We start from the raw sequence: 21,363 nt of genomic DNA, 5'->3' as shown, positions 1-21,363 counted from the left end.
ATCGTAGGGGAGTAGAAATGATCAAGCTCATCCGCTTTGTTGGGCTCATCATCCAGTCAATCTTGATCGAGTTTATACACGTCTTCGGCCTCGTGGCGTTTCTTCTCGCCGCAGCGCTCGGCTATTTTCGGCTGCCGTCCTGGCTCGTGCCGATCGTCGGCATTGTCTGCGGAATCATCGCTGACAAATTCATTGACCAGACCGAAGTCGTCAGTCTTCTCGAAAGGGCGGCGTCCGCCAATCAGCGTGGCGGCTTCCTGGTGATCGTCTACATCATCATTGTCGCCGTCGGCTATGTCACAGGCGCCTACGCGCGCGCGGCGGTGCATCGCCGCAAGATCGCGCAGGCGACGCCTCGTCAGGCGGCTCAGCAGCCGCAGGCGGCCAAGCAGCCGCAAAAGCGCAACAAAAGCGGATCGTCGAAGGCCTGAGGAATGCGCGCCGGTTTTCGGCGCGTTTCCGTCACAGCCCTTGGAACAGCGCCGTGGAAAGATAGCCTTCGGCGAAAGAGGGAGGCTTGCGACGTCGACGCTTCGCTTTGTAAGCTGTTGTCGACGCCGACCCTGACGCGCTCAATCGTCGTTTGGTTTGGCGTCTGACGTTTTGGGCGGCGCCATGACGTATTTTCTAAGAACTTTCGCTTTTCTCCTCGTGTTGCTGGCCGCGCCCTCGGCGCGCGCCTGCTCCTGCCGGTCGCCGGTCGTGAAGGACTGGGCCGGGAATCTGCGCCAAGCGGATGTCGTCGTCGATTACGTCGTCGAGAAGCTGCGGCCGGGCTCCGACCGTTTGTACACAGTCGCGACTGTCAGAGTCACGCGGGGTTGGAAGGGCGTGAAAACCGGCGCGCGCCTCGATGTCGAATTTGGCGGCGAAGACAGCTGCCCGACACCCATTCCCCAGATCGGCGAGACGGCCCAAAAGGCGCCCTTAATTCTGCTGAAACGGACTCGCGTGGCTCTCTATTTGTCGCCCATCTGTCTTGGCGGCATGTCGGCGTCGGTTGTCGAGAATTTCGCCGCCGAACGCGAAGCTCTGGAGGCGAAAGCGCGCGCCGCGCCGGATGACGGCGACGCGCAGCTCACGCTCCTCGCCCATCTTCTCTATTGGCAGGAGCCTGCGCTCGCCCTTCCTCTCGCGAAAAAGGTCGCGCGCCGCTGGCCCGACCGTCCGTTGGCTCAGCTGCGTCTCGCGGAAGCGCTTACGGCGGCTGGAAAGCCCAAGGAAGCTTACGCCGCGAAAAGCAAGGCGTGGGATTCGCGCGATCTGCGCGCGCGAGCGAGATTGCTGGGAATAACGATGGAGCAGGTGAATAAGCAGACGCCTGAAGGCGCCAGGACCAGCTTTTTCCCGCTCAACGGCAGGAATGATTTCAGCCGCACCGACCTATCGAACAGTATTTTGAGCCATGCCCTTTTTAGTCCTAATTTCGATGGGCGCGGCTCGGATTTCACCGGCGCGCGCTTCGCCGATGTCGGCTTCAAGGGGGGTGATTTCGTCGGCGCTCGATTGAACAAGGCGTTCTTCGAGTTCGTCGAATTCAACGCCGCCGATCTGTCAGGCGTCGAAGCCCTAGAGTTCACTTGCGTTTTATGCGTCTTCGCCGGGGCCGATCTTCGCGATTTCGTCGCGCCGCAGGCGTCCCTCTTCGGCGCCGGGCTCACTCGCGCCGATCTGTCCCGCGCCAAGTTGGAAGACGCGGATCTGCGCAATGCCGACCTGCGCGCCGCGCGGCTGGCTGGCACGAAACTCGACGGCGCCAATCTTTCCGAAGCAAATTTGCGGGAGGCGACGTTAGACGGAACGTCGCTTCGCGGCGCCAATCTTCGCAACGCCGATTTGCGCGGCGTCGACTTGCGCGGCGCCGATCTGTCGCGTGCGGATCTGTCCGGCGCGAATTTGAAAAACGCGTCGGTGGATTGCGCGACAAAATTTCCCGAGGGGTTTGACGGCTCGAGGTTTGCGCTCATTCGCACGCAGGCATGCCCGTAGGAAAGGCCGCTCATCGCCCGAGCGGGAGTAGCGGTCGGAATCCTCGATCTCGCTTTTGCGCGAGAGTTCGCCTCGCTCGGCGCCTCGAACAAACTCGAGAACGACTGCGCCAATGCGATCGAGCTTTATCTGTCCGAATATTGCAAACTCGGCAGGGCGAAGGCGGGCTCCGCTTATGAATGCCCGCCCGCGCCGTGACTGTCACAGCCCTTCGAACAGCGCCGTCGAGAGATAGCGCTCCGCGAAGGACGGGATGATCAGGACGATGTTCTTGCCCTCGGCCTCGGGGCGGCCGGCGATCTCCAAGGCTGCGGCGACGGCGGCGCCCGACGAGATGCCCACCGGAATTCCCTCCACGCGCGCGAGCAGCCGCGCCGTCTCGAACGCCGTCTGATTGCCGATGGTGATGATCTCGTCGATGACGCTGCGATCGAGAATGGGCGGCACGAAGCCCGCGCCGATGCCCTGAATCTTGTGCGGACCGGGCGGGCGCCCGGAGAGCACCGCCGAATCTTCCGGCTCCACGGCGACGACGCGGAGGCCGGGCCGGCGCGCCTTCAGCGCCTGGCCGACGCCGGTGATCGTGCCGCCAGTGCCGACGCCCGACACGAAATAGTCGACCTCGCCATTCGTGTCGTTCCAGATTTCCTCGGCCGTCGTTGCGCGGTGAATCTCGGGGTTGGCGGGATTCTCGAATTGCTGGGGAATGACGGCGCCGGGATTCTCGGCGGCAAGTTCAGTGGCCTTGGCGAGCGCGCCCTTCATGCCCTGCGACGCCGGAGTGAGCACCAGCTCGGCGCCGAGCAGGGCCAGCATCTTGCGCCGCTCGATCGACATCGATTCCGGCATGACAAGAATAAGTCGATAGCCGCGCGCGGCGGCGACGAAGGCGAGCGCGATGCCGGTGTTGCCGGAGGTCGGCTCGATCAGAACAGATTTCCCGGGCGTTATCGCGCCGCTCTTTTCAAGCGTTTCGATCATGCTCACGCCGATTCGATCTTTGACGCTCGCGATCGGGTTGAAGAATTCGAGTTTGGCGAGGAGATTCGCCTTTACGCCGCGCTCGCGCGCCAAGCGATCCAGCCGGACGAGCGGCGTATCGCCGATCGTCTGCGTGATGGAATCATAGATGCGGCCTCGGCCAGGTTTGGCCGGCGGCGTGAAGCTCGGTGCTGCCTGCGACATGTTTCGCCCCCAGGGAAAGAAGAATGAGGTCTAGATTGAGAGTTTGATTCCGACCAGAGCCATGACGCTTGCAAGAGCCGGCCGCAAATAGCGGTCGGGAACCCGAGTAGCGAAATGGGCGCCAATGGCGATGCCTGGAAGAGAGCCAATGAGGAGCGATAGAAGCAGCAACCAGTCGACGCCGCCCATCAGCCAGTGCCCGAACCCCGCGATCAGCGTCAGCGGCACGGCGTGGGCGATATCGGAACCGATCAGACGCGCGGTCGGCGTGTGCGAATACAGCGCCAGCAGCACGGTCATGCCGATCGCCCCCGCGCCGACCGAAGAGATCGAGACCAGCACGCCGAGAAGGACGCCGAGAATCGCCGTCAGCCACAGCAGGCGCCGATCGCTCATGTCGTTCGTGTGTCTCGAGATGTGATCCAGGATCCAGCGCCGGAAGAGAATCGAAAAGGCGGTCAGCAGCAGCGCGAATCCAAGCGCCGAGGTGATGAGCCCATTGGCCGCATCGCCGCCGGTCTTGCCGAGCCAAGAGAGGACGAGAAGACTCGCGATGCTCGCAGGCACGCTGCCATAGGCCAGCCGGCGGGTGATGCGCCAGTCGACGGTGCCGTGCAGGGCGTGAACGAGCGTGCCATTGGTCTTGGTTACGGCGGCGTAAAGCAGGTCGGTGCCGACGGCGGTCGTCGGGGGCACGCCGAAAACCAGCATGAGGATCGGCGTCATCAGCGAGCCGCCGCCGACGCCCGTGAAGCCGACGAGCGCGCCGACGAAGAAACCAGAAGCGGAATAGAGGAGATTGATCGCGCCGAGCGCGTCCGACAAGGCGGGCATTTCTCTCTTTCGTCGACAATGGTCTTTTTACTCTATAAATCTAGTCGACTTTGTCAATTCTGCCGCGCGCCGGATTTTGGGAAAAGGTGAATATGCCGGTCGACTGCAGTAGTATGCCGGCGCAAAAGGGCGTCCGGTTCGGACCTAGCCCTGAAGGTCATAACGGGAATGCTGACGAAAAAAGCTAAGTATGGCCTCAAGGCCATGGTGCATTTGGCGGGGGTGCGGCCGGGAGAAACCGCATTGGTCGCGGATATCGCCGCCTCGAATCAGATTCCAAAGAAGTTTCTCGACGCGATTTTGGGCGAGCTGCGCAACGCCGGCTTCGTCCATTCGAAAAAGGGCAAGGGCGGCGGCTATATGCTGGCGCGGCCGCCTTCAGACATAGGCGTCGGCAATATTGTGCGCGCGCTCGACGGACCGCTGGCGCCGATCCAATGCGCAAGCAAAACCGTTTACCGTCGTTGCGACGACTGCACGGACGAGACGCGATGCGCGGTTCGCCTCGTCATGCTGCGAGCGCGAGAGGCGATCGCCGAAGTGCTCGACAAGACGTCGCTTGAGCAGATGCGCGGATTGGGCGAGAGCGGCGACGGCGTCCGTCCGCTCGTCGGCGGAGAAGCTGCGCGCCAAGCCATGGACATGGCGTGAGTCGGCGCCTATAAACGCCGGCGCGGTTCCGCGCCGCAGCATCTCCTCCAAGGGGCCGGCTAAGCCGGAAAGCGAATGTTGGACAGGGTGGCGCAAGTGACGAAGACGGGCGAGGCGACAGCGACTTTGCGCCACACCATGGTCGAGCGCCAGCTTCGTCCGTTCGACGTGACGGATGTGCCGTTGCTGGAGCGCTTCCTCGAGACGCCGCGCGAGATTTTCCTGCCGGACTCCCTCGCCGCGCTCGCCTATTCGGATATGGCGATCTCCGTGAAAGGCGCCAGCGGACGCAAACGCAGCCTGCTGCCGCCGCTGGTGCTGGCCCGGATGCTTCAGAGCGCCGACGTCAGAGCGACGGATAGAGTGCTCGACATTGGCGGCGTGGGCTATTCGTCCGCACTGCTCTGCGGCCTCGCCGACAAGATTGTCGCGCTGGAATGCGATTCCGGTCTTGCCGCCTGCGCCAAGGCTGGGCTTGCGGCATTGGGCTGCGCCGACGTGCAACTCGAGCTGGGGCCTTTGGAAAAGGGCTACGCCGGCGGCGCCCCTTACGACGTCATCATCATTCACGGCCGCGTTCAGGCGGGACTCGAGGCGTTGTTCGAACAGCTGACGCCCGATGGTCGGCTGCTGGCGATCGTCACGCCGGAGCCGCGCGCCGGCCAGCAGGTCGTACGCTTCGAGCGCCAGGACGGCCGCGCGGCGGGCGAACTGCCGTTGTTCTCGGCGACGGCGCCGGTGCTCGATGGCTTCGAAGAGGCGCCCGCCTTCAACCTCTAGCGCCGCCATTTCGCCTCAATCGCGTTTCTACCGTTACGTTCGGTGTCATCGTTTAGACTGGTCGCTGCCGTAGTGTGGCGCGAATGTCGACACGCGGGATAGGTTGAGAGCAATGAGAAGTGACGGGTTTGGCGTCGGGTGGCGGCGGTCGGCCAACGTCCTGTCCTGCGCGTCCGCAGCATTGGCGCTTGCGGCGGTGGCTCTTTGGCCGGGCCGGGCCTCTGCGGAGAGCCTTCTGTCGGCTCTGGCGCGGGCCTATTACGGCAACCCGGATCTCAACCAAAGCCGCGCCAATGTGCGGGTGCGCGACGAGGACGCGCCGAAGGCGAAATCAGGCCTTCGACCGAAAGCCAGCATCACCGCGCAGTACGGCGCGCAATACGCCGCGATCAAGATTCCCTTCGGCGGCAACAGCAGCCAACTGGCCGGCGCCGCAGCCGGCGGGAGCGGCGATTTTCAGGACACCTACGTGGGGTATCCGCGCGGCGCGACTCTGAACATGTCGCAGACGATCTTCGACGGCTTCCGCACGGAAAATTCCGTGCGTCAGGCGGAGTCGGGGGTTTTTGCGGCGCGCTCGACGATGCGCCTGACCGAGCAGGCGACCCTTCAGAACGGCGCAACCGCCTATATGAACGTGCTGCGCGACACGGCGGTGGTGTCGCTGCGCAAAAACAACATTTCGGTGCTTGAGGAACAGCTCAAGCAGAGCCGCGACCGGTTCCAGGTCGGCGAAGTGACTCGAACCGACGTCGCCCAGGCGGAAGCCTCGGTCGCGCTGGCGCGTTCGGAATTCTACGCCGCGCAGGCGCAGCTCAAGAACAGCATGGCGAACTACCGCCAGATCATCGGCGCTGAGCCAAAACACCTTGAGCCGGGGCGCAGCCTCGAGCCGTTGTTGCCCAAGTCGGTGGAGCAGGCGATCGCCATCGCATTGGTGGAGCATCCGGGCGTGACCGCGGCCTTTCATCAGGTGGACGCGGCGGCGCTCGCGGTCAAGGTCGCGGAAAGCGCGCTGGCGCCCAATCTCTCGGTCAACGGCCAGGTGTCGAATCAATATGATTCTTTTCTCGGATTGCCGGGATCGAGGCAGTTCACGGCGTCAGCGATCGCGCAGTTGAATGTCCCGCTCTATCAGGGCGGCGCCGAATACGCCTCGATTCGCCAAGCCAAGGAGCAACTCGGCCAGGCGCGGCTCAATGCCGATGTTCAGCGCGAGAGCGTCCGCGCCAGCGTCGTGTCGAGCTACGGGCTTCTCGACACCGCCAAGGCGTCGATCATCTCCGGTCAGGCGGCGGTGAAGGCGGCGGAGACGGCGCTCGCCGGGGTGCGCGAAGAGGCCAAGGTCGGGCAACGCACGACCCTGGATGTGCTGAACGCGCAGCAGTCTCTGCTCAACGCCAGGGTCAATCTGGTGACGTCGCAACGCGATCGCGTCGTGGCGTCTTATGCGGCGCTGGGATCGATCGGGCGCTTGTCGGCGCAAGAACTCAACCTCGCGGTCGCGCTCTATGATCCGGGCGTTCATCTCGATCAGGTGCACGACTTGTGGTTCGGTCTCGACACGCCCGACGGCCGATAAGAATTTTGCGAATGCGGGTGACATCATAGCGCGAAAAGTGTGGAATTCGTCGGGACCAAGTTGATTCGCGGGTTTGCTGCGGTCAGAGATCCGGTCCACCTTCATGCGCGGCCTTTCCGCGCAAAGCGGCAGAACTCCATGAGCGCAGCGAACGCATCCGCCCCGTCGCACTCGTTGCAGGACGAAGCGCGCGCGAACGAGCCGTCAATGGAGGAAATTCTCGCTTCCATCCGGCGCATCATCGCCGATGACGACAACCTGCCGGACGCGCGTCGCGATGATCGCCGCCGTGCGCGCGATAGCGACGCGGCGCGCCGCGCCTATCCGGCGCCGGTGCTCGAGCGACGCGAGGACGAACCGCCGTTGTCGCTCATTGACGACGACCTCGACGAGATCGAGGAAGCAAGGGACGTTCGGCTGGTGTATGTCGCCGGCGACGCTTCTCAGGAGAAGGGCGCCGAACGGGCGGACGCCGAAGAATTATCGGAGGTTGAAGACGTGGTTGAGCGTCAGGAGCCCGGCATGGAGATCTGCGATGTTTCGCCGGTCGAGGATAGGGCGTTGCTTTCGGATGACTCCGCTGCGACGGTCGCGTCGAAATTCCAAGCGCTCGCCGCCGGCGTAGCGTTCAGCGAGAGCGACATTCTCGACCGATGCGCAAGAGAGATGCTGCAGCCGATACTGCAGCAATGGCTCGAGGCGAATCTGCCTGCGCTCGTCGACCAGCTGGTGCGCGCCGAAATCGAGCGGCTGGCGCGGCCAGCAAACCGTATGGCGGCCGCGGCGCGCAAATCGAGTCAGCCTTAACGACGCTTTAAACGGGTCGAAGCTATCCTCGCGGCCATGCATCGGCTCCGAGTCCTGATTCATACGCTCGTGTTCCCGCTCAGCCTCTACGCAGTGGCTGGGGTCATGGCCGCCTATTTCATCTGGCACGGCGTTAACGGCCAGCGCGGGCTGAAGACCGGCGAAGAATTTGAGCAGAAGCTCGAGCAGTTGCGTCTGGAGCGCAACTTGCTCAAGCTTCAGCGCATGCTCTGGGAAAGCCGCCTGGCGCTCATCAAGGGCGAAACCGTGGACGCCGACATCCTCGAGGAGGAGGCGCGCAAGCGACTGGGGCGGGCGCACAAGAACGACGTCGTGATCTTTTTGCCGGCGCCGGGCGCGCCCTAATCTCGGCGCGGCGAGAAACGCGCCTGCAAAACCGGCTGTCCCGCGCAGTCGACAAGGCCGCGCGCGATCAGATCTTCGAGATGGGCGAGCGCGGTCATCCCCGCCGCGAGGTGGAGACGTTTGTCGACGCCCTCGTAAATATGCGCGACGATTTCAGCGATCGTTTCGTCGCCCAGTTCGAGACGCTGAAGAATGGCGGCCTCGCGCGCGCGCCGGTGATGAAGCAAGGCGCGCAGAAATCGCTGGGGATCATGCACCGGTTCGCCGTGCCCCGGCCAGTAGATGCGGTCATCGCGCCCGCGCAGCTGTTCGACCGACGCCATATAGGCGCCCATGGAGCCGTCCGGCGGCGCGATCACGGTGGTCGCCCAGCCCATCACATGGTCGCCGGTGAAGAGCGCCCGCTCCTTCGCAAGCGCGAAGCAGAGATGGTTCGCCGTGTGACCCGGCGTCGCCAGCGCCACAAGAGTAGCGTCGCCGATTTCGAGCGCAGCGCCGTCTCGCAGCACGATATCCGGCGCGTAGGTCGGATCGTGGGCGGCGTCGAGATTGGGGGCGCCGAGGCGTTGCGACCCGCTGGGCATGTAGGGATCGCAGCCGGCGATGATTGCGCCCGTCGCCTGCTTCAAGGCGCGCGCCGCCGGCGAGTGATCGCGATGCGTGTGGGTCACCAGCACGTAACGCAGTCTTTCGCCGCCGATGCTCGCAAGCATCGCCTCGATATGACGCGGGTCGTCAGGTCCGGGGTCGATGATCGCCACATCGCCATTTCCGACGATATAGCTGCATGTTCCGGTGTAGGTGAACGGGCCGGGATTTGGCGCGACCATGCGTCGCGTCAGCGGCGAGACGCGCGCCGAAACGGCTTTGTGTGGTCCCGCTTGAATGACCGCGCCCTCATCGCGACCGAGGGGGCCGCGCCTCATCATATGGCGTCGCAGGCGCGCTCGAAAGAGCGGCGCGGCGGTGGGACGTTCCTCCGCCGCGCCGCGCGGATTACATCGGGAAAAGCGAGTTCTGACGCTGCAGCTCGGATTGCAGAGCGTAGCCCTTTTTTCCGCCGTAGTTCACTTTGCACCAGGTCGTCTCGCCCCAGCCCAGAACGCAGCCGCCGATGTTGACCGTCGTGTTCTCGGGGATGCTGCCGAGGATCTTGTAGTTAACCCCGGGGCCTTTGTAGATGGCGACGTCATTGTTGGTGGTCACCGGCGCGACGACGACATTGTTGCCCTGCGTGCCGAGCACGCCCGCGGCCACGAAGCCCTTCATGTCGCCGGCTTGGATTTGGCACCAGTCGCGTTTCCAGCCGCCGCCACAATCGAGCACCGTCACGTCGACGCCAGCGGGCAACTGGCCGATGACGGGCCACTTTGGGCTGGGGCCGGACCGGACATTCGCGGCGCTGGTCAGCGGGCTGGCGAAAGCGGAAGCGCCGAACAGGACGGCGGCCGCCGTAGCGAATCCGATAATTTTCTTCATTTCTATCCTCCCCAGATGAAAACTGGGCCGGTAACAAGGCCCGGTTCCGAGGACTAACGAAATCCGAGCGAAACGGTTCCGCCCAGGGCCGCAGTCCACGAAATCAGTCATATTCCTACGCTTGGCTTTAGAAAAGCGAAAGGCCGAGCCGGCCGCCGATCAAATTCCATTAGCGTTATCAAGAACGTTCGGGGCAGGGACGAGAGCCGGCGCGCAAAAAAGCGGCCTCGCCCGCCTGTTAAGGAGACTCAGCCGCCAAGTTTCTCACGCGCGAACTCGAAACGCACGCTTCCGTGCCGGACGCGCGTACGTGCGACGCCCGGCGCGAAATTCAGGTCAGTCGAACACCGCGCCCAGCGCGACGCCAAGCAGGCCGATGACGACGGCCGCCGGCAGGATGGCGTAGCCGCCCATCAGCAGCGCGCCGATCGTGCCGCCGATCGCCGCGGCGATCGCGCCGCCAACGATCTTGCCGGTGTTGCTCTCAGGTTTTTCCGTCGCCGAACCGCCGGCGTTCTGCATCGCCTCTTTCGACATGGCATCCTCGCGAGAACATTACTGATCGCCGCATCGCCGCGTCGGTAGCAAAATCATGTGAGAGCGTGATGAGAGTTTCGTGAAGGCCGCGTCACCGAGGCGCCACTTTAGGTTCACATGCGCGAGGCGTCGCCGCGGTCGTGGATGGCGAATAAAACAGCGCCGCGGAAGCTACAGCGGCCTTACGGCGCCATGCCGCGCACCACCAGCACCGAGCATTGCGCGTGATTGACGATGGTCGTTGCGTTGGAGCCGATGAGAAAACGGTCCATGCCCGGCCGGTGCGAGCACAGCACGATGAGATCGGCGCCCCATTCCTCGGCCTCGGCCAAGACCTTCTGATAGACCGGACCAAACAGCAGCGTCGTGGACACGCGTTCCGGCGCGCGGTCGATCTTGGCGGCGACCGCCGCTATTTCCTTCTCCAGGCCGCGGCGAGCCTGAACGGTGAAATTTTCAGGCACATAGTCGAGAAATGAGATGGGCAGGAGCGACTGCACGTTGACGACGCGCATATCGCTGTCGAAGGCCTTCGCCAATTCCTGAGCGACGGAGATCGCCCGGTCGGTCATGTCAGATTCGGTGATATCGATCGGCAGGAGAATTTTGCGATACATGGGCGCGCTCCGGGAATTCTCTCACCGGATATGGCGCGGGCCCCCCTCGAAACAATGAGGCGGCCGGGTCCCGCGCGCTCGCGGGTGACGGCGCCCTGCGCGGCGAGAGCGCGCCCTCCGCATGGTTTTGAATGGCTGGTGGAGCTGCGGGGAATCGAACCCCGGACCTCTGCAGTGCGATTGCAGCGCTCTCCCATCTGAGCTACAGCCCCGCTCCGGCGCGTGGGGTACACGGGGGGCGATATCCTGTCAATCGGGTTGGCCCCGCCAAGCGCTTGCCACAGCGGTTTCTTGTTGCATAATGTTTGGGTTGACGACTGAAGCTGCGTGTTCGGCGAAGGCTAACCCCGCCACGCGTCGGCCAAGGAGAAGATCGAAATCGACTCACGCTTTTTTTGAGCGTCGCCGATCGCCATGGCGCCCTTCAGGCGCTTGAAGGGATTTTTCTCGCGGACGATTTGCGTCCGATTCCCGACCGATGCGCCGGGCTACGCGAGACCTGTTTTTTAATGTTGGCGCCGCATGGCGCAAAAGTGATTTCGGAGTGGCGTCATGGCTGAAGACGAGAAGAAAAGCCCCCAGGGATTTGGCGCCAATAGCGCAATCTTCGTCGCCCTCGTCGCTACCGGCGCATATCTTTACACTCAGAATGCGCCCCTGACGGCGCTGCGGCCGCCGCCGTTGGAAACCCGCATCGAGGAGAGGTTTAGCGCGCAGGACGTCGAAGCCCGGCTATGGCAGGACCCTTTCGATACGGTCGCGCGTCAGATCAAGAACGCCGACCCGAAGGAAAAACAGGACTGTGAACGGGCGTGGTCGGCCAGGAAGGAATCTCGCGCGCTTGTGGCGCCTTTGCATTGCCGGTCGCCTCTGATCAAAGCAAACGGTGAATTCCGATCCGACGCGAACGGCGTGCGCGTTATCGGCGTTACGGTTCCTGGCGCGCCTTATTTCGAGGACGCTGAGATGCGCCGGCGTCTGCGCTACGCCGTGCTGAGCGGTTTGCATCTCGAGGGCTATGAACCGCGCAACGAGCAGCATATCGGATATTTTCGACCAGAAGACCAACTTGGAAACGGGCTGCCGCTCGCGGTTCCTTTCGAATGGTTTAACGACGAACGCCATGGTTCGGGGCCGCTCCTTCTTTTATGGATCGACGAGGACGTACTTTCCGACGACGACGCGCCGTTGGACAAACTTCTGCAGTTGCGGCGGGAGCTCTGCGAAAATAGCGCAGTTTCGATATGCGAGGGCTTTAAAATTCGAATACTGGGTCCTTACTCATCGGGCGTTCTAAAAAATTTGACGCAGCAACTTGCAAAGAGTGTGGACGCCAAACAGGAGATGCAATTCTATTCGTACGGCGCCACGGCGAGCGAATCCGGTTTGCAGGGCTTGCCAGAAAACGTCTTCAGGACAATCGGCGAAGATGTCGTTCTTGCGCGTGCGATCGCGGAGGAGTTGAAGCTTAGAAGAGTAAAGAGACACGGCGATATCAAGCCGCATATCGCGCTGGTGACGGATCGCGACACGCTATACGGTCGCATGATCGCGCAGACTTTTGAAAAGGCTTTTACTGACCTCTCGACAGAACGCATTACCTATCTTCGGGGTCTCGATGGAGTCTTGCCGGCGGGCGACCGAAGCGTCCGGTCAACAAAAAAAGAAGAAGAAAGCGGCAGAGACTCGAAAGAATCCTCTAAATCGCGAGACGGTTCGGGAACCTTCGAGCAAGCTTTCGGGCAGGATCAATTTGATTATTTGCGTAGGCTTGCGGCGAGACTGAAGGAGAAGGACGAAGAATTCAGGCGCCGAGGCGAGGAGGGGATCAGGGCGATCGGCGTGTTGGGCAACGATGTCTTCGACAAGCTGCTTGTCCTGCGCGCGCTCAAACCGCTATTTCCCGAGGCGGTGTTTTTCACGACCGACTACGATGGCGCGCTTGCAGGGCAGGACGAACTGCAGTGGACCCGCAATCTCATCGTCGCTTCGAGCTATGGACCAACGCTAGCGGAGGATCTGCAGAAGGACATTCCACCCTTTCGATCGACCTATCAAACCTCCGCGTTTCTGGCGGCCCGTCTGGCGGCGATGAAAGAAGGTTCGCCGGAGAGCATAGCGCTGCGCAAGAAAATCATGAATGGGACCGCATATCCTTTGGCGTTTGAAATCGATCGGCGCGGCGCGTTTTTGGCCTTGCCGATAAAAGCGGCGCCGAACGCCGGCGCACTGTTGGCGGAAGATGAAATCCACCCTGTCATACCGCCGCTTTATGCGAAACTCTCCGGATGGAGCGCAGTCGGGATGGTCGCCATTTTTTCGCTTGCAACGGCTATCCTGGCGTTCTTCCATCAAAGCAAGTCGCTCTTCCCCTTTTTGCGATCCACTTGTTTAGGGCTGGGCGGAATTCTTTTGATGGGGATCGTATTGATTATGGGGTGGGGCTTTTACGCCGATGCAGCCACCGAAAGCGGAATGGGTGAGCCGATAGCCTGGACGCAGGGCGTTAGCATCTGGCCGCCGATCTCATTGCGAGCGATCGCCGGCGTATTGGCCCTGTGCTTGGCGTTCGACGCTTGGTGCGAGCTGCAACGCAACCTCGGCAAACTACAGGACAGATTCTTCAAAGGCGCGCCAAAGACTCCCGAGAACAATACACCTGCTGAGGGTTTAAAGTCTTTAATGGATGCTGGAAGCTTCTGGACGCTCGTTTCATACCGTCTGCCCCAGCCGAAGGACAGCAACGACAAGGTCCAAGTCGATAAGATCTGGGAAGCGTATGTCGCAAAAAGCGCGCTCGCGCCAGTTGCTGTGCGTATCGGGTTTTTTATTATTCTGATGTTCACGCTATTTAAGTCTTTGACCTTGGTCTTTGATCGTCCCAATGTGCCTGTCCGCGGCGAGCTCGGCGACGTATACAGCTTCGTCACGCTGCCGGTCGTGACGTTTACGCTTGTGCTGGTTTTCCTTGTGTTCGATTCAACGTTGCTTTGCCTGCTTTTCGTCGACGCTTTGCGCAAGCACAAGACCGTTTGGCCTGCCAACACGCATAGAATTTTCAAAGATAAGCTCGAATTTGAAGATCCGCTGCTGGACGAGTGGCTGGACCTCGATTTCCTTGCGCTTCGCACGAAATGCATCAGCAAACTGATTTATTTCCCTTTTGCGATATTTGCTCTGCTTATCGTGTCTCGCAGCACTGCATTTGCGGATTTCGCTCTAAGCCCCCCAATCATCGCGACGCAAATCTTCGGATTTTCGATCGTCTTTGGGTGCGCGATGGCGCTTTGCTTCAGCGCCGAAAAGGCGCGGGAAACCGTTAGGACGCGTCTGACGAAAAGGCTCGTCGCCATGAAGGGGGCTGATGGATCTGGTAAGAAGGTCTCCCAGCTCGAAACGCTTCTCAAACTCGTCGACGGACTGCGCCAAGGCTCGTTCGTGCCGCTTTCGCAGCAGCCGCCCATTCGCGCGCTGCTGCTGCCCATCGGCGGACTCGGCTGGACGGCGCTGCTCGACTATCGGCTCCTGCCGGGACTGTAGCAGGGCAGGCTTCGAAGGAGGGGCGGCCAAGGATTGCCGCGACGCGGCAGGAGGGCTAGACAGGGCGGAACCTCATCCGCTGGAAGCCGGTCATGTCCTACGCTATGGTCAAACTTCTTCTCACGATCATCGATATTTACTGGTGGATTCTGCTTGCCACGGTGGTCGTGTCCTGGCTCACCGCCTTCGACGTCATCAATATGCGCTCGAATGTCGCCTATTCGATCTGGAAATGGCTGAACGCCATGACCGAGCCGCTGCTGGGTCCGATCCGCTCGGTGCTGCCCAGCGTCGGCGGCCTCGACATCTCTCCGCTTATTCTGCTGCTGCTCATGCAGTTCCTGCGCGATCTCATCGCCAGCAGCGCCGGCGCCTACGCGCTTGGGTGAAGGAGGCGCGGAGAAACCATCCTGCGCCTGGACGATCGAATCGGGCGGCGTCGCCGTTTACGTGCGGCTGACGCCGAAAGGCGGACGCGACGCCGTCGAAGGCGTGGAGACTCTCGCCGACGGCCGCAGCGTCCTGAAGGCGCGGGTGCGCGCCGCGCCGGAGAACGGCCGAGCGAATGCGGCGCTGATCGCGCTGATCGCCGCGACGCTCAGAACTCCTAAAAGCGCGGTTTCGATCCGCGCCGGCGCGACCGGCCGCGTCAAAACAGTTTTCGTTGCGGGCGCGCCCGCGCTTTATCTCGACGCGCTGGGCAAGCTGGCGCCAACAAACGGTTAGGACATGAGCAAGTCGAAGATCAACGTCGGCAATTTCTTCGAGGACTTCAAAATCGGCCAGGTCATTCGCCACGCGGCGCCGCGGACGGTCACGGTTGGCGAGGTCGCGCTGTATACGGCGCTGTATTTGCCGCGTTTCGCCGTGCAATCCTCGACCGCCTTCGCGCAGGCGATCGGCTATGAGCGCGCCCCGATCGACGATCTGCTCGTCTTCCATCTCGTGCTCGGCAAGACCGTGCCCGACGTCTCGCTCAACGCCATCGCCAATCTCGGCTACGCCGATTTCAAATTTCTGATCCCCGTCTATCCGGGCGACACGCTGTCGGCGACCTCGGAAGTCATCGGCCTTAAAGAGAATTCCAACAAGGAGACCGGCGTCGTCTATGTGCGCACGACGGGCGCCAATCAGCGCGGCGAGACCGTGCTGAGCTATGCGCGCTGGGTGATGGTGAAGAAGCGGGACCGCGACGCGCCCGTGGGGCCGGAGGTCGTGCCCGATCTGCCGAAGTCCGTCGCCCCTTCCGAGCTTGGCAGGGCGGCGCCGGCGATCAATGTCGCCGCCTATGACAAGGCGCTCGCCGGCTCCCGCTATTTTTGGGGGGATTACGAACAGGGCGAGAAAATCGACCATATCGACGGCATGACAGTCGAGGAGGCGGAGCACCAGCTCGCCACCCGGCTCTACCAGAACAACTCGAAAGTCCATTTTAATCAGTACTATGAGGCGCAGGGCCGCTTCGGCAAGCGGATCATCTACGGCGGCCATGTGATTTCCCTCGCCCGGGCGTTGTCCTTCAACGGCCTGGAGAACGTCTTCCATATCTCGGCCGTGAACGGCGGACGCCACGTCAATCCGCTGTTCGCCGGGGGCACGGTCTTCGCCTGGTCGGAGGTTCTGGAGAAGGCGGAGATTCCCGGGCGTCAGGATATCGGCGCTTTGCGGCTGCGGCTCGTCGCCACCAAGGACAAGCCCTGCGCCGATTTTCCGCTCCACGGCGCCGACGGCAAGCCCGACCCGGCGGTGCTGCTGGATCTTGATTATTGGGGCGTGCTGCCGCGATGAATCAGCTATGATCGCGGTCGTATCAGGGACGTTGGGGAGATTGGTCGAATGAACAGAACTTTGCTTGTCGCGCTCTCATTCTGCATGGCCATCGCCGTCGCCCATCCTGTCCGCGCGGAACCCGCGGCGCCGGACAGCAAGGTCGTCGTGCCTATGGAAGCGTTGCCGCGTTATGGCTCGCTGGTTTCCGCTTGGTACAAAAAGCCTGTCTATGATTTGAACGATAAGAAGGTCGGCGTGATCACCGACATGCTGTTTTCAGGCGGCGAGATCAACGCCGTCATGCTCGACGTCGGCGGCTTTCTCGGCATCGGCGCGAAGCACGTCGCCATTCCGGCCAACGACATCAGCGTCACAGAAAAGAACAACAAGACTTGGCTGACCATCAATACGACGAAGGACATCGTGAAGAAGGCGACCGGCTACAAATATGATGCGGCCGAACACGCCTGGAAGGTGAAGTAGCAAGGGCGCCGCGTCGTGAGAGTTTCGCGCAGCGCGCAGTCCGGCTGCCGCTCGTTCCAAGAAGGATTCTTTTCTATGCTGAAACCCGTCATCGTCGCAGCCTCGCTCGCTCTTGCCGCTTTCGCGCCGCTTCCGGCCGGCGCGCAGGGAGCGCAAACCGAAACCGTTGCGGTCGTGCCGCTCGAGAGGCTGCCGGTCTATGGTTCGGTGGTCTCCGCCTGGTACAAGCAGCCGGTCTATGATCCCAATGAAAAGAAGCTCGGCTCGATTGCGGACATGCTGTTTTCCGCCGACGGCTCCATCAACGCCGTGATGCTGAACGTCGGCGGCTTTCTCGGCATCGGCGTGAAGCATATTGCGATTCCCGTATCCGCGATCACCATCACTCAGAAGAACAACAAGACCTGGCTCACGCTCAATACGACGAAGGAGCTGCTGAAGAAGGCCCTCGCGTATAAGTTCGACAAGGCCACCGGTCTGTGGGACCCGATTTGATCGGCTGAACTGTTCCAGCGCGCGCGGGCCGGAATCCTTGGATATCTGCCGCGAAGCTTGGAACTTCGGTCTTCGATGCTTGTTCTAGGCGCACACGAACGGCCGTTCGTTGTGGCGCTAACAACATGTACGGAGACAGCCATGCTCAAGTCCTACATCCTCGCAGGCGCGCTGATCGCGACTCTGTCAGGCGTTGCTTTGGCCGAGCAGATGAATCGCACGACCGATCGCCCCGCCGGCGCCATGGACCGCTCCACGACCGGCGCTATGGATCGCTCGACCACGGGGACAGCCGGCGCACAGCCGCAATTTCTGACCACGCTTCCGCAGAACGCGCTGCTCGTTTCGAACATCCACAATCAGAACGTCTACGATCCGCAGGAAAATAAGCTTGGCGAAGTCAAGGATCTTGTTCTGGATCGCGGCGGCAAGGTCAGCGCGGCGATCATCTCGGTCGGCGGCTTTCTCGGCATCGGCGAAAAGGATGTCGCCGTCGCCTTCAGCGATCTGCAGGCCACTGAACGCAACAATAAATGGTGGCTGACCGTGAACGCCACCAAGGATGAGCTGAAGAACGCGACCGGCTTCCGCTTCGATAAGAACAGGGGCCTTTGGACCCTCGGCAGCAAGTAACAGGCGGCTCGAAGCTGGCCTGCCGTCATTCCCGACGCGCGGAGCGCGATCGGGAGTCTGAGCAAAACCAGCGTTCTTGAATCGGCACTGGATTCCCGGTCAGGCCTCCGGCCTGCCGGGAATGACAGGCCGCGAATGCGAATTCACGTCACATGCGCGCCGGCAGCTTGTCCTCATCGGCAAGATTGGAGAAGCGGGTGACCTCGGCTTCGAAGGCGAGCTGCACCGTTCCCGTCGGACCGTGACGCTGCTTGCCGACGATCGCTTCGGCGCGGCCATGCGCGCGCTCCATCTCGGCCATCCATTGGATGTGTTCTTCAGTGCCTTCGCGCGGCTCGCGATTGCGCAGATAATATTCCTCTCGGTAAACGAAGATGACGACGTCGGCGTCCTGCTCGATCGAGCCTGACTCGCGCAGATCGGAAAGCTGCGGCCGCTTGTCGTCGCGGTTCTCCACCTGGCGCGAGAGCTGCGACAGCGCGATGATCGGCACATTGAGCTCTTTGGAAAGCGCCTTGAGGCCAGTGGTGATCTCGGTGAGCTCCTGCACGCGATTGTCGTTGCGAGAGCGCGATCCGGCGAGCAATTGCAGATAGTCCACGACGAGCAGGTCCAGGCCTCTCTGGCGTTTGAGGCGCCGCGCCCGCGCGGTGAGCTGCGCGATGGAGATGCCGCCGCTCTGATCGATGTAGAAGGGAATGCTTTGCATCTCCCGCGCGGCGTCGGCGATGCGGCGAAAATCGTCTTCGTTGATGTCGCCGCGGCGAATCTTATAGCTCGGCACGCCGGACTGCTCGGCGATGACGCGCGTCGCCAATTGTTCGGCCGACATTTCCAAAGAGAAGAAGCCGACGATCCCGCCATTGATCGTCTTATGCGTTCCGTCGGGCTCAGCTTCGAATTGATAGGCGCGCGCGACATTGAAGGCGATATTCGTGGCGAGCGCGGTCTTGCCCATGCCCGGTCGCCCGGCGACGATGATGAGGTCGGATTTTTGCAGGCCGCCCATCTTTTCGTCGAGATCGAGCAGGCCCGTGGCGACGCCGGACAGATGCCCGTCGCGCATATAGGCGCTGCTCGCCATGTCGAGCGCCGTGGTGAGCGCTTCGGCGAATCGCTGAAAGCCGCCGTCATAGCGTCCCGTCTCGGCGATCGAATAGAGCTGCCGTTCGGCTTCTTCAATCTGCGCGCGCGGCGGCGAATCGATCGGCGAATCATAGGCCGTGTTGACGATATCCTGCCCGATGACGATGAGCTCCCGGCGAACCGCGAGATCATGAACGGTGCGGCCATAGTCTTCGGCGTTGATGATCGTCGTCGCCTCGGCGGCGAGCCGCGCCAGATAGCCCTGGATCGTCACGCCGGCCGGAAGCTCGATGTCGGCGAGGAACGTCTTCAGCGTCACGACGGTCGCGAGCTTGCCGGCGCGAATGAGCTGCGCCGCGATTTCATAGATGCGCCGGTGCAAATCCTCGGAAAAATGCTCGGGCCTTAAAAAGTCCGAGACTCTGTCGAACGCGTCATTGTTGACGAGAATTGCGCCGAGCAGCGCCTGCTCGGCCTCGATATTGTGCGGCGGCGCGCGATAGGCGGGCGCGTCCGGCTGCGCGACCTGAAACGCGCGCCGGCCCGCCAATTGTTCGATTGGTGGCATCGATGATCGGACTTGTTTGAGACTGTTCCGGGCTGCGAACGCGACGCGCGAGCCTGAGACGCCGTTAACAATACATTAACGCGTCGGCGCCGCCAGAGCCTTTTGTCCGCCGCAGCGAGAAGCGAGTCTTTTCCACATGGTGAAAAAGATTCGTTCGGCGCGCATCCGACTCTTCTTGCATTTGAAGAGAATCAGAGAAGGGCCCGGGAAAACGAAACCGGCGGCCGAAGGGCCGCCGGCGATGGACGCGTGGGCGCTTAGAGAGCTTACATCTCGACGTCGCCGGCTTCCGCCAGCGCCGCGCCGACCTCGAGGCCGAGATCGTCCATCGACGTCTCTTCCCTGATCGTCGCGCTTTCGCCGCGCGCCTGCCGCTCGGCCTCTTCTTCCGAGCGGGCCACGTTGATCGTGATCTTCACATCGACTTCCGGATGCAGATGCACGGGCGTCTGATGAAGGCCGAGGGTTTTGATGGGGTGCACCAGGACGATCTGATCGCGATTGACCGAGAAGCCGCCCGCGGTCGCCGCCTCGGCGATATCTCGCGCCGAAACCGAGCCGTAGAGCTGGCCGCTCTCGCCCGCCTGGCGAATGATGTTGAAGCTTTGTCCGTTGAGCTTTTCGGCGACGGCTTCGGCTTCTTTCCTAGCCTCGAGATTGCGCGCCTCGATCTGCGCCCGCTGCGTCTCGAAATGCTTCTTGTTGTTTTCCGTCGCGCGCAGCGCCTTGCCGCGCGCCAGCAGGAAATTACGGGCGTAGCCATCGCGCACGCGCACGGTCTCGCCCATCTGGCCGAGCTTGGCCACGCGTTCCAGCAGAATGACGTCCATCTTTGCTACTTCTCCGAGATTGCGGGCTATGTCGAGAAAAACCGGGAGAAAGTCAATCCGGTTTTTGCATCGCGGTGGGCCCGGCGTCCGTCTTTCGGACGCGATAGTTGAAGATCAGGTCGGCGACGCCGAGCGCGGCGAAAAACAGGAGGGGCCACCCCAAAAGTCCGAGCGTGAAATAGATGATCGCCAGCACCAGGGCGCTTGAGCGCGAGCCGCGCAGGTAGACATGCGCGACGGCGAGCCCTTGGAATGCAAGGAGCAGCCCCATGGTCGTCGCCAGCACCAGTCCGATCGCGCCGGCGAGTCCCTGGAAGAAGGCCAGTGCGATTCCGCTCAGAAACAGGCCGCCCACCGGCTTCGGCAGACGGAATTCATTGGCGATGTCCGGCCAGGGCCGGCCGAGCAGCTTGGACGCTTCCGCGATTCTTGCGGCGAGCCACAAATTCATGACGTGGATCAGCAGGCCGTAGCCGGCGAGAAAGGCGGGAACGGCGCGCGCGACGGACCCGGAAAGCGTCGTCGGATCGATCTTATCGCTAAGGTCGCGCTCCTTCACCATAATGTCGAGCAGGATGAAGGCGCGCGCCCGGATCGGATTCAGCGCTTCGTCGAGCGATCCGAACGCGAGGGTGGCGACGATCAGCCAGAGAATGATCGCCATCGCCAGAAAGGTCGCTGGCGCGAGCGCCGCCCATCCCGGCAGATTGCGCGTCAGCCTGTCCCGGCCGCCACGCGGCGCGCCAAGCGCTGCATAGACGGCGCACCAGGCCGGCGCGGCGATCAGCAGCGCATATCCCATGCCGATCACCGGATGCGGCCAGAAGGTCAGGATGATCGATGCGAGTATCGCCGACGTCGCCCCGTGAATCAGGCCGAAGGCGAAGGCGACGATCATGATCGGCAGGGGCGCGAGATGCGCTATGAGGAGTCCGCCGAAGCCGCCGCGCGCGACGACGGCGAAGATCACGGCCGCTGCGACGCCGCCGAGAATCGACACCGCGAAATTCGGCCAGGAGAGGGCGTTCTTGTCGGACAAGATTGGGTTCCGCTGACGGCGCGTCGCGCATGTGGCGCATGACGCAATAGGCGCCGCCCGGCGGACCGTCGACGCTGAAGCGTTTTAGGAGG

The 21,363-nt window shown here is 62.2% G+C and carries 23 protein-coding genes and 1 tRNA gene; 14 read left to right on the top strand and 10 right to left on the bottom strand.

All coding sequences use genetic code 11. The features are described from left to right. Positions 1 to 17 precede the first annotated feature (17 nt). Positions 18 to 431: a hypothetical protein gene (locus BN69_RS01920; RefSeq protein ID WP_014889852.1), complete on the top strand. Its 414-nt coding sequence runs from the start codon at positions 18 to 20 to the stop codon at positions 429 to 431. Between the two features lie 184 nt (positions 432 to 615). Further along, positions 616 to 1,989, top strand: a complete 1,374-nt coding sequence (locus tag BN69_RS18320) for a pentapeptide repeat-containing protein (RefSeq protein ID WP_014889851.1) — start codon at positions 616 to 618, stop codon at positions 1,987 to 1,989. Positions 1,990 to 2,190: 201 nt separating this feature from the next. Here the strand turns inward: BN69_RS18320 and cysK are convergent, their stop codons facing one another. Continuing rightward, entirely contained in the window at positions 2,191 to 3,174 is a 984-nt protein-coding gene (gene cysK / locus BN69_RS01910) for a cysteine synthase A (protein ID WP_014889850.1), read from the bottom strand. Positions 3,175 to 3,204: 30 nt separating this feature from the next. Continuing rightward, positions 3,205 to 4,008 carry a sulfite exporter TauE/SafE family protein gene (locus BN69_RS01905; RefSeq protein ID WP_014889849.1) on the bottom strand — a complete coding sequence of 268 codons (804 nt, stop codon included), beginning with the start codon at positions 4,006 to 4,008 and terminating at the stop codon, positions 3,205 to 3,207. Between the two features lie 168 nt (positions 4,009 to 4,176). On the opposite strand from BN69_RS01905, the gene BN69_RS01900 reads away from it, so the two are divergent. From BN69_RS01900 to BN69_RS01880, 5 genes are all read left to right on the top strand, one after another. Then, positions 4,177 to 4,659 carry an RrF2 family transcriptional regulator gene (locus BN69_RS01900; RefSeq protein WP_014889848.1) on the top strand — a complete coding sequence of 161 codons (483 nt, stop codon included), beginning with the start codon at positions 4,177 to 4,179 and terminating at the stop codon, positions 4,657 to 4,659. Positions 4,660 to 4,734: 75 nt separating this feature from the next. Then, positions 4,735 to 5,439, top strand: coding sequence for a protein-L-isoaspartate O-methyltransferase family protein (locus BN69_RS01895; RefSeq protein WP_014889847.1), 705 nt, complete (start codon positions 4,735 to 4,737; stop codon positions 5,437 to 5,439). Positions 5,440 to 5,551: 112 nt separating this feature from the next. Next, positions 5,552 to 7,021, top strand: coding sequence for a TolC family outer membrane protein (locus BN69_RS01890; protein ID WP_014889846.1), 1,470 nt, complete (start codon positions 5,552 to 5,554; stop codon positions 7,019 to 7,021). Positions 7,022 to 7,228: 207 nt separating this feature from the next. Then, complete coding sequence (locus BN69_RS01885; RefSeq protein WP_244435013.1) at positions 7,229 to 7,828, top strand: PopZ family protein; 600 nt, start codon at positions 7,229 to 7,231, stop codon at positions 7,826 to 7,828. A 36-nt stretch (positions 7,829 to 7,864) separates the two neighbouring features. Next, positions 7,865 to 8,194 (top strand): FtsB family cell division protein, encoded by a 330-nt coding sequence (locus tag BN69_RS01880; RefSeq protein ID WP_014889844.1) that lies wholly within the window; start codon positions 7,865 to 7,867, stop codon positions 8,192 to 8,194. Here BN69_RS01880 and BN69_RS01875 read toward each other — a convergent pair. The 5 genes from BN69_RS01875 to BN69_RS01855 form a co-directional block, all read right to left on the bottom strand. After that, positions 8,191 to 9,120, bottom strand: a complete 930-nt coding sequence (locus tag BN69_RS01875) for an MBL fold metallo-hydrolase (protein ID WP_014889843.1) — start codon at positions 9,118 to 9,120, stop codon at positions 8,191 to 8,193. The genes BN69_RS01880 and BN69_RS01875 overlap by 4 nt on opposite strands. Positions 9,121 to 9,190: 70 nt before the next feature. Then, entirely contained in the window at positions 9,191 to 9,673 is a 483-nt protein-coding gene (locus BN69_RS01870) for an SH3 domain-containing protein (RefSeq protein WP_014889842.1), read from the bottom strand. A 336-nt stretch (positions 9,674 to 10,009) separates the two neighbouring features. After that, positions 10,010 to 10,210 (bottom strand): hypothetical protein, encoded by a 201-nt coding sequence (locus BN69_RS01865; protein ID WP_014889841.1) that lies wholly within the window; start codon positions 10,208 to 10,210, stop codon positions 10,010 to 10,012. A 182-nt stretch (positions 10,211 to 10,392) separates the two neighbouring features. After that, the gene (locus BN69_RS01860) at positions 10,393 to 10,827 is read right to left on the bottom strand and encodes a universal stress protein (RefSeq protein WP_014889840.1); all 435 of its coding nucleotides are present in this window, start codon (positions 10,825 to 10,827) and stop codon (positions 10,393 to 10,395) included. 136 nt (positions 10,828 to 10,963) lie between these two features. Continuing rightward, a tRNA-Ala gene (locus BN69_RS01855) sits at positions 10,964 to 11,039 on the bottom strand. 340 nt (positions 11,040 to 11,379) lie between these two features. Here BN69_RS01855 and BN69_RS01850 point away from each other — a divergent pair. The 7 genes from BN69_RS01850 to BN69_RS01820 all read left to right on the top strand — a co-directional run bounded on the left by BN69_RS01850 (position 11,380) and on the right by BN69_RS01820 (position 17,748). Beyond that, entirely contained in the window at positions 11,380 to 14,367 is a 2,988-nt protein-coding gene (locus tag BN69_RS01850; protein WP_014889839.1) for a type 1 periplasmic-binding domain-containing protein, read from the top strand. Between the two features lie 92 nt (positions 14,368 to 14,459). Next, the gene (locus tag BN69_RS01845) at positions 14,460 to 14,756 is read left to right on the top strand and encodes a YggT family protein (protein ID WP_014889838.1); all 297 of its coding nucleotides are present in this window, start codon (positions 14,460 to 14,462) and stop codon (positions 14,754 to 14,756) included. Next, a complete protein-coding gene (locus BN69_RS01840; RefSeq protein WP_014889837.1) occupies positions 14,749 to 15,093 on the top strand; it encodes a DUF167 family protein in 345 nt (114 codons plus the stop codon). The genes BN69_RS01845 and BN69_RS01840 overlap by 8 nt, the downstream gene beginning before the upstream one ends. Positions 15,094 to 15,096: 3 nt before the next feature. Beyond that, entirely contained in the window at positions 15,097 to 16,155 is a 1,059-nt protein-coding gene (locus BN69_RS01835) for a MaoC family dehydratase (RefSeq protein ID WP_014889836.1), read from the top strand. 48 nt (positions 16,156 to 16,203) lie between these two features. Continuing rightward, positions 16,204 to 16,620: a PRC-barrel domain-containing protein gene (locus tag BN69_RS01830; RefSeq protein ID WP_014889835.1), complete on the top strand. Its 417-nt coding sequence runs from the start codon at positions 16,204 to 16,206 to the stop codon at positions 16,618 to 16,620. A gap of 75 nt (positions 16,621 to 16,695) precedes the next feature. After that, positions 16,696 to 17,115 carry a PRC-barrel domain-containing protein gene (locus BN69_RS01825; RefSeq protein WP_014889834.1) on the top strand — a complete coding sequence of 140 codons (420 nt, stop codon included), beginning with the start codon at positions 16,696 to 16,698 and terminating at the stop codon, positions 17,113 to 17,115. Positions 17,116 to 17,256: 141 nt separating this feature from the next. Continuing rightward, positions 17,257 to 17,748: a PRC-barrel domain-containing protein gene (locus BN69_RS01820; protein ID WP_014889833.1), complete on the top strand. Its 492-nt coding sequence runs from the start codon at positions 17,257 to 17,259 to the stop codon at positions 17,746 to 17,748. Positions 17,749 to 17,896: 148 nt separating this feature from the next. On the opposite strand, the gene BN69_RS01815 is transcribed toward BN69_RS01820, so the two are convergent. From BN69_RS01815 to BN69_RS01805, 3 genes are all read right to left on the bottom strand, one after another. Next, the gene (locus tag BN69_RS01815; RefSeq protein WP_014889832.1) at positions 17,897 to 19,402 is read right to left on the bottom strand and encodes a replicative DNA helicase; all 1,506 of its coding nucleotides are present in this window, start codon (positions 19,400 to 19,402) and stop codon (positions 17,897 to 17,899) included. 266 nt (positions 19,403 to 19,668) lie between these two features. After that, entirely contained in the window at positions 19,669 to 20,232 is a 564-nt protein-coding gene (gene rplI / locus BN69_RS01810) for a 50S ribosomal protein L9 (protein ID WP_014889831.1), read from the bottom strand. 52 nt (positions 20,233 to 20,284) lie between these two features. Continuing rightward, a complete protein-coding gene (locus BN69_RS01805; RefSeq protein WP_014889830.1) occupies positions 20,285 to 21,271 on the bottom strand; it encodes a DUF2232 domain-containing protein in 987 nt (328 codons plus the stop codon). Between the last annotated feature and the right edge of the window lie 92 nt (positions 21,272 to 21,363).

The sequence above is a fragment of the Methylocystis sp. SC2 genome (assembly GCF_000304315.1).
Taxonomy (GTDB): domain Bacteria; phylum Pseudomonadota; class Alphaproteobacteria; order Rhizobiales; family Beijerinckiaceae; genus Methylocystis.
Note: the sequence above shows the minus strand (reverse complement) of the source record. Positions and strands in the feature narration are given on the sequence as shown.

Excerpts from the sequence above, each read along its gene's own strand:
- BN69_RS01920 (WP_014889852.1), top strand. The coding sequence starts at position 18 with ATGATCAAGCTCATCCGCTTTGTTGGGCTCATCATCCAGTCAATCTTG.
- BN69_RS18320 (WP_014889851.1), top strand. The coding sequence starts at position 616 with ATGACGTATTTTCTAAGAACTTTCGCTTTTCTCCTCGTGTTGCTGGCC.
- cysK (WP_014889850.1), bottom strand. The coding sequence starts at position 3,174 with ATGTCGCAGGCAGCACCGAGCTTCACGCCGCCGGCCAAACCTGGCCGA.
- BN69_RS01905 (WP_014889849.1), bottom strand. The coding sequence starts at position 4,008 with ATGCCCGCCTTGTCGGACGCGCTCGGCGCGATCAATCTCCTCTATTCC.
- BN69_RS01900 (WP_014889848.1), top strand. The coding sequence starts at position 4,177 with ATGCTGACGAAAAAAGCTAAGTATGGCCTCAAGGCCATGGTGCATTTG.
- BN69_RS01895 (WP_014889847.1), top strand. The coding sequence starts at position 4,735 with ATGTTGGACAGGGTGGCGCAAGTGACGAAGACGGGCGAGGCGACAGCG.
- BN69_RS01890 (WP_014889846.1), top strand. The coding sequence starts at position 5,552 with ATGAGAAGTGACGGGTTTGGCGTCGGGTGGCGGCGGTCGGCCAACGTC.
- BN69_RS01885 (WP_244435013.1), top strand. The coding sequence starts at position 7,229 with ATGGAGGAAATTCTCGCTTCCATCCGGCGCATCATCGCCGATGACGAC.
- BN69_RS01880 (WP_014889844.1), top strand. The coding sequence starts at position 7,865 with ATGCATCGGCTCCGAGTCCTGATTCATACGCTCGTGTTCCCGCTCAGC.
- BN69_RS01875 (WP_014889843.1), bottom strand. The coding sequence starts at position 9,120 with ATGAGGCGCGGCCCCCTCGGTCGCGATGAGGGCGCGGTCATTCAAGCG.
- BN69_RS01870 (WP_014889842.1), bottom strand. The coding sequence starts at position 9,673 with ATGAAGAAAATTATCGGATTCGCTACGGCGGCCGCCGTCCTGTTCGGC.
- BN69_RS01865 (WP_014889841.1), bottom strand. The coding sequence starts at position 10,210 with ATGTCGAAAGAGGCGATGCAGAACGCCGGCGGTTCGGCGACGGAAAAA.
- BN69_RS01860 (WP_014889840.1), bottom strand. The coding sequence starts at position 10,827 with ATGTATCGCAAAATTCTCCTGCCGATCGATATCACCGAATCTGACATG.
- BN69_RS01850 (WP_014889839.1), top strand. The coding sequence starts at position 11,380 with ATGGCTGAAGACGAGAAGAAAAGCCCCCAGGGATTTGGCGCCAATAGC.
- BN69_RS01845 (WP_014889838.1), top strand. The coding sequence starts at position 14,460 with ATGTCCTACGCTATGGTCAAACTTCTTCTCACGATCATCGATATTTAC.
- BN69_RS01835 (WP_014889836.1), top strand. The coding sequence starts at position 15,097 with ATGAGCAAGTCGAAGATCAACGTCGGCAATTTCTTCGAGGACTTCAAA.
- BN69_RS01830 (WP_014889835.1), top strand. The coding sequence starts at position 16,204 with ATGAACAGAACTTTGCTTGTCGCGCTCTCATTCTGCATGGCCATCGCC.
- BN69_RS01825 (WP_014889834.1), top strand. The coding sequence starts at position 16,696 with ATGCTGAAACCCGTCATCGTCGCAGCCTCGCTCGCTCTTGCCGCTTTC.
- BN69_RS01820 (WP_014889833.1), top strand. The coding sequence starts at position 17,257 with ATGCTCAAGTCCTACATCCTCGCAGGCGCGCTGATCGCGACTCTGTCA.
- BN69_RS01815 (WP_014889832.1), bottom strand. The coding sequence starts at position 19,402 with ATGCCACCAATCGAACAATTGGCGGGCCGGCGCGCGTTTCAGGTCGCG.
- rplI (WP_014889831.1), bottom strand. The coding sequence starts at position 20,232 with ATGGACGTCATTCTGCTGGAACGCGTGGCCAAGCTCGGCCAGATGGGC.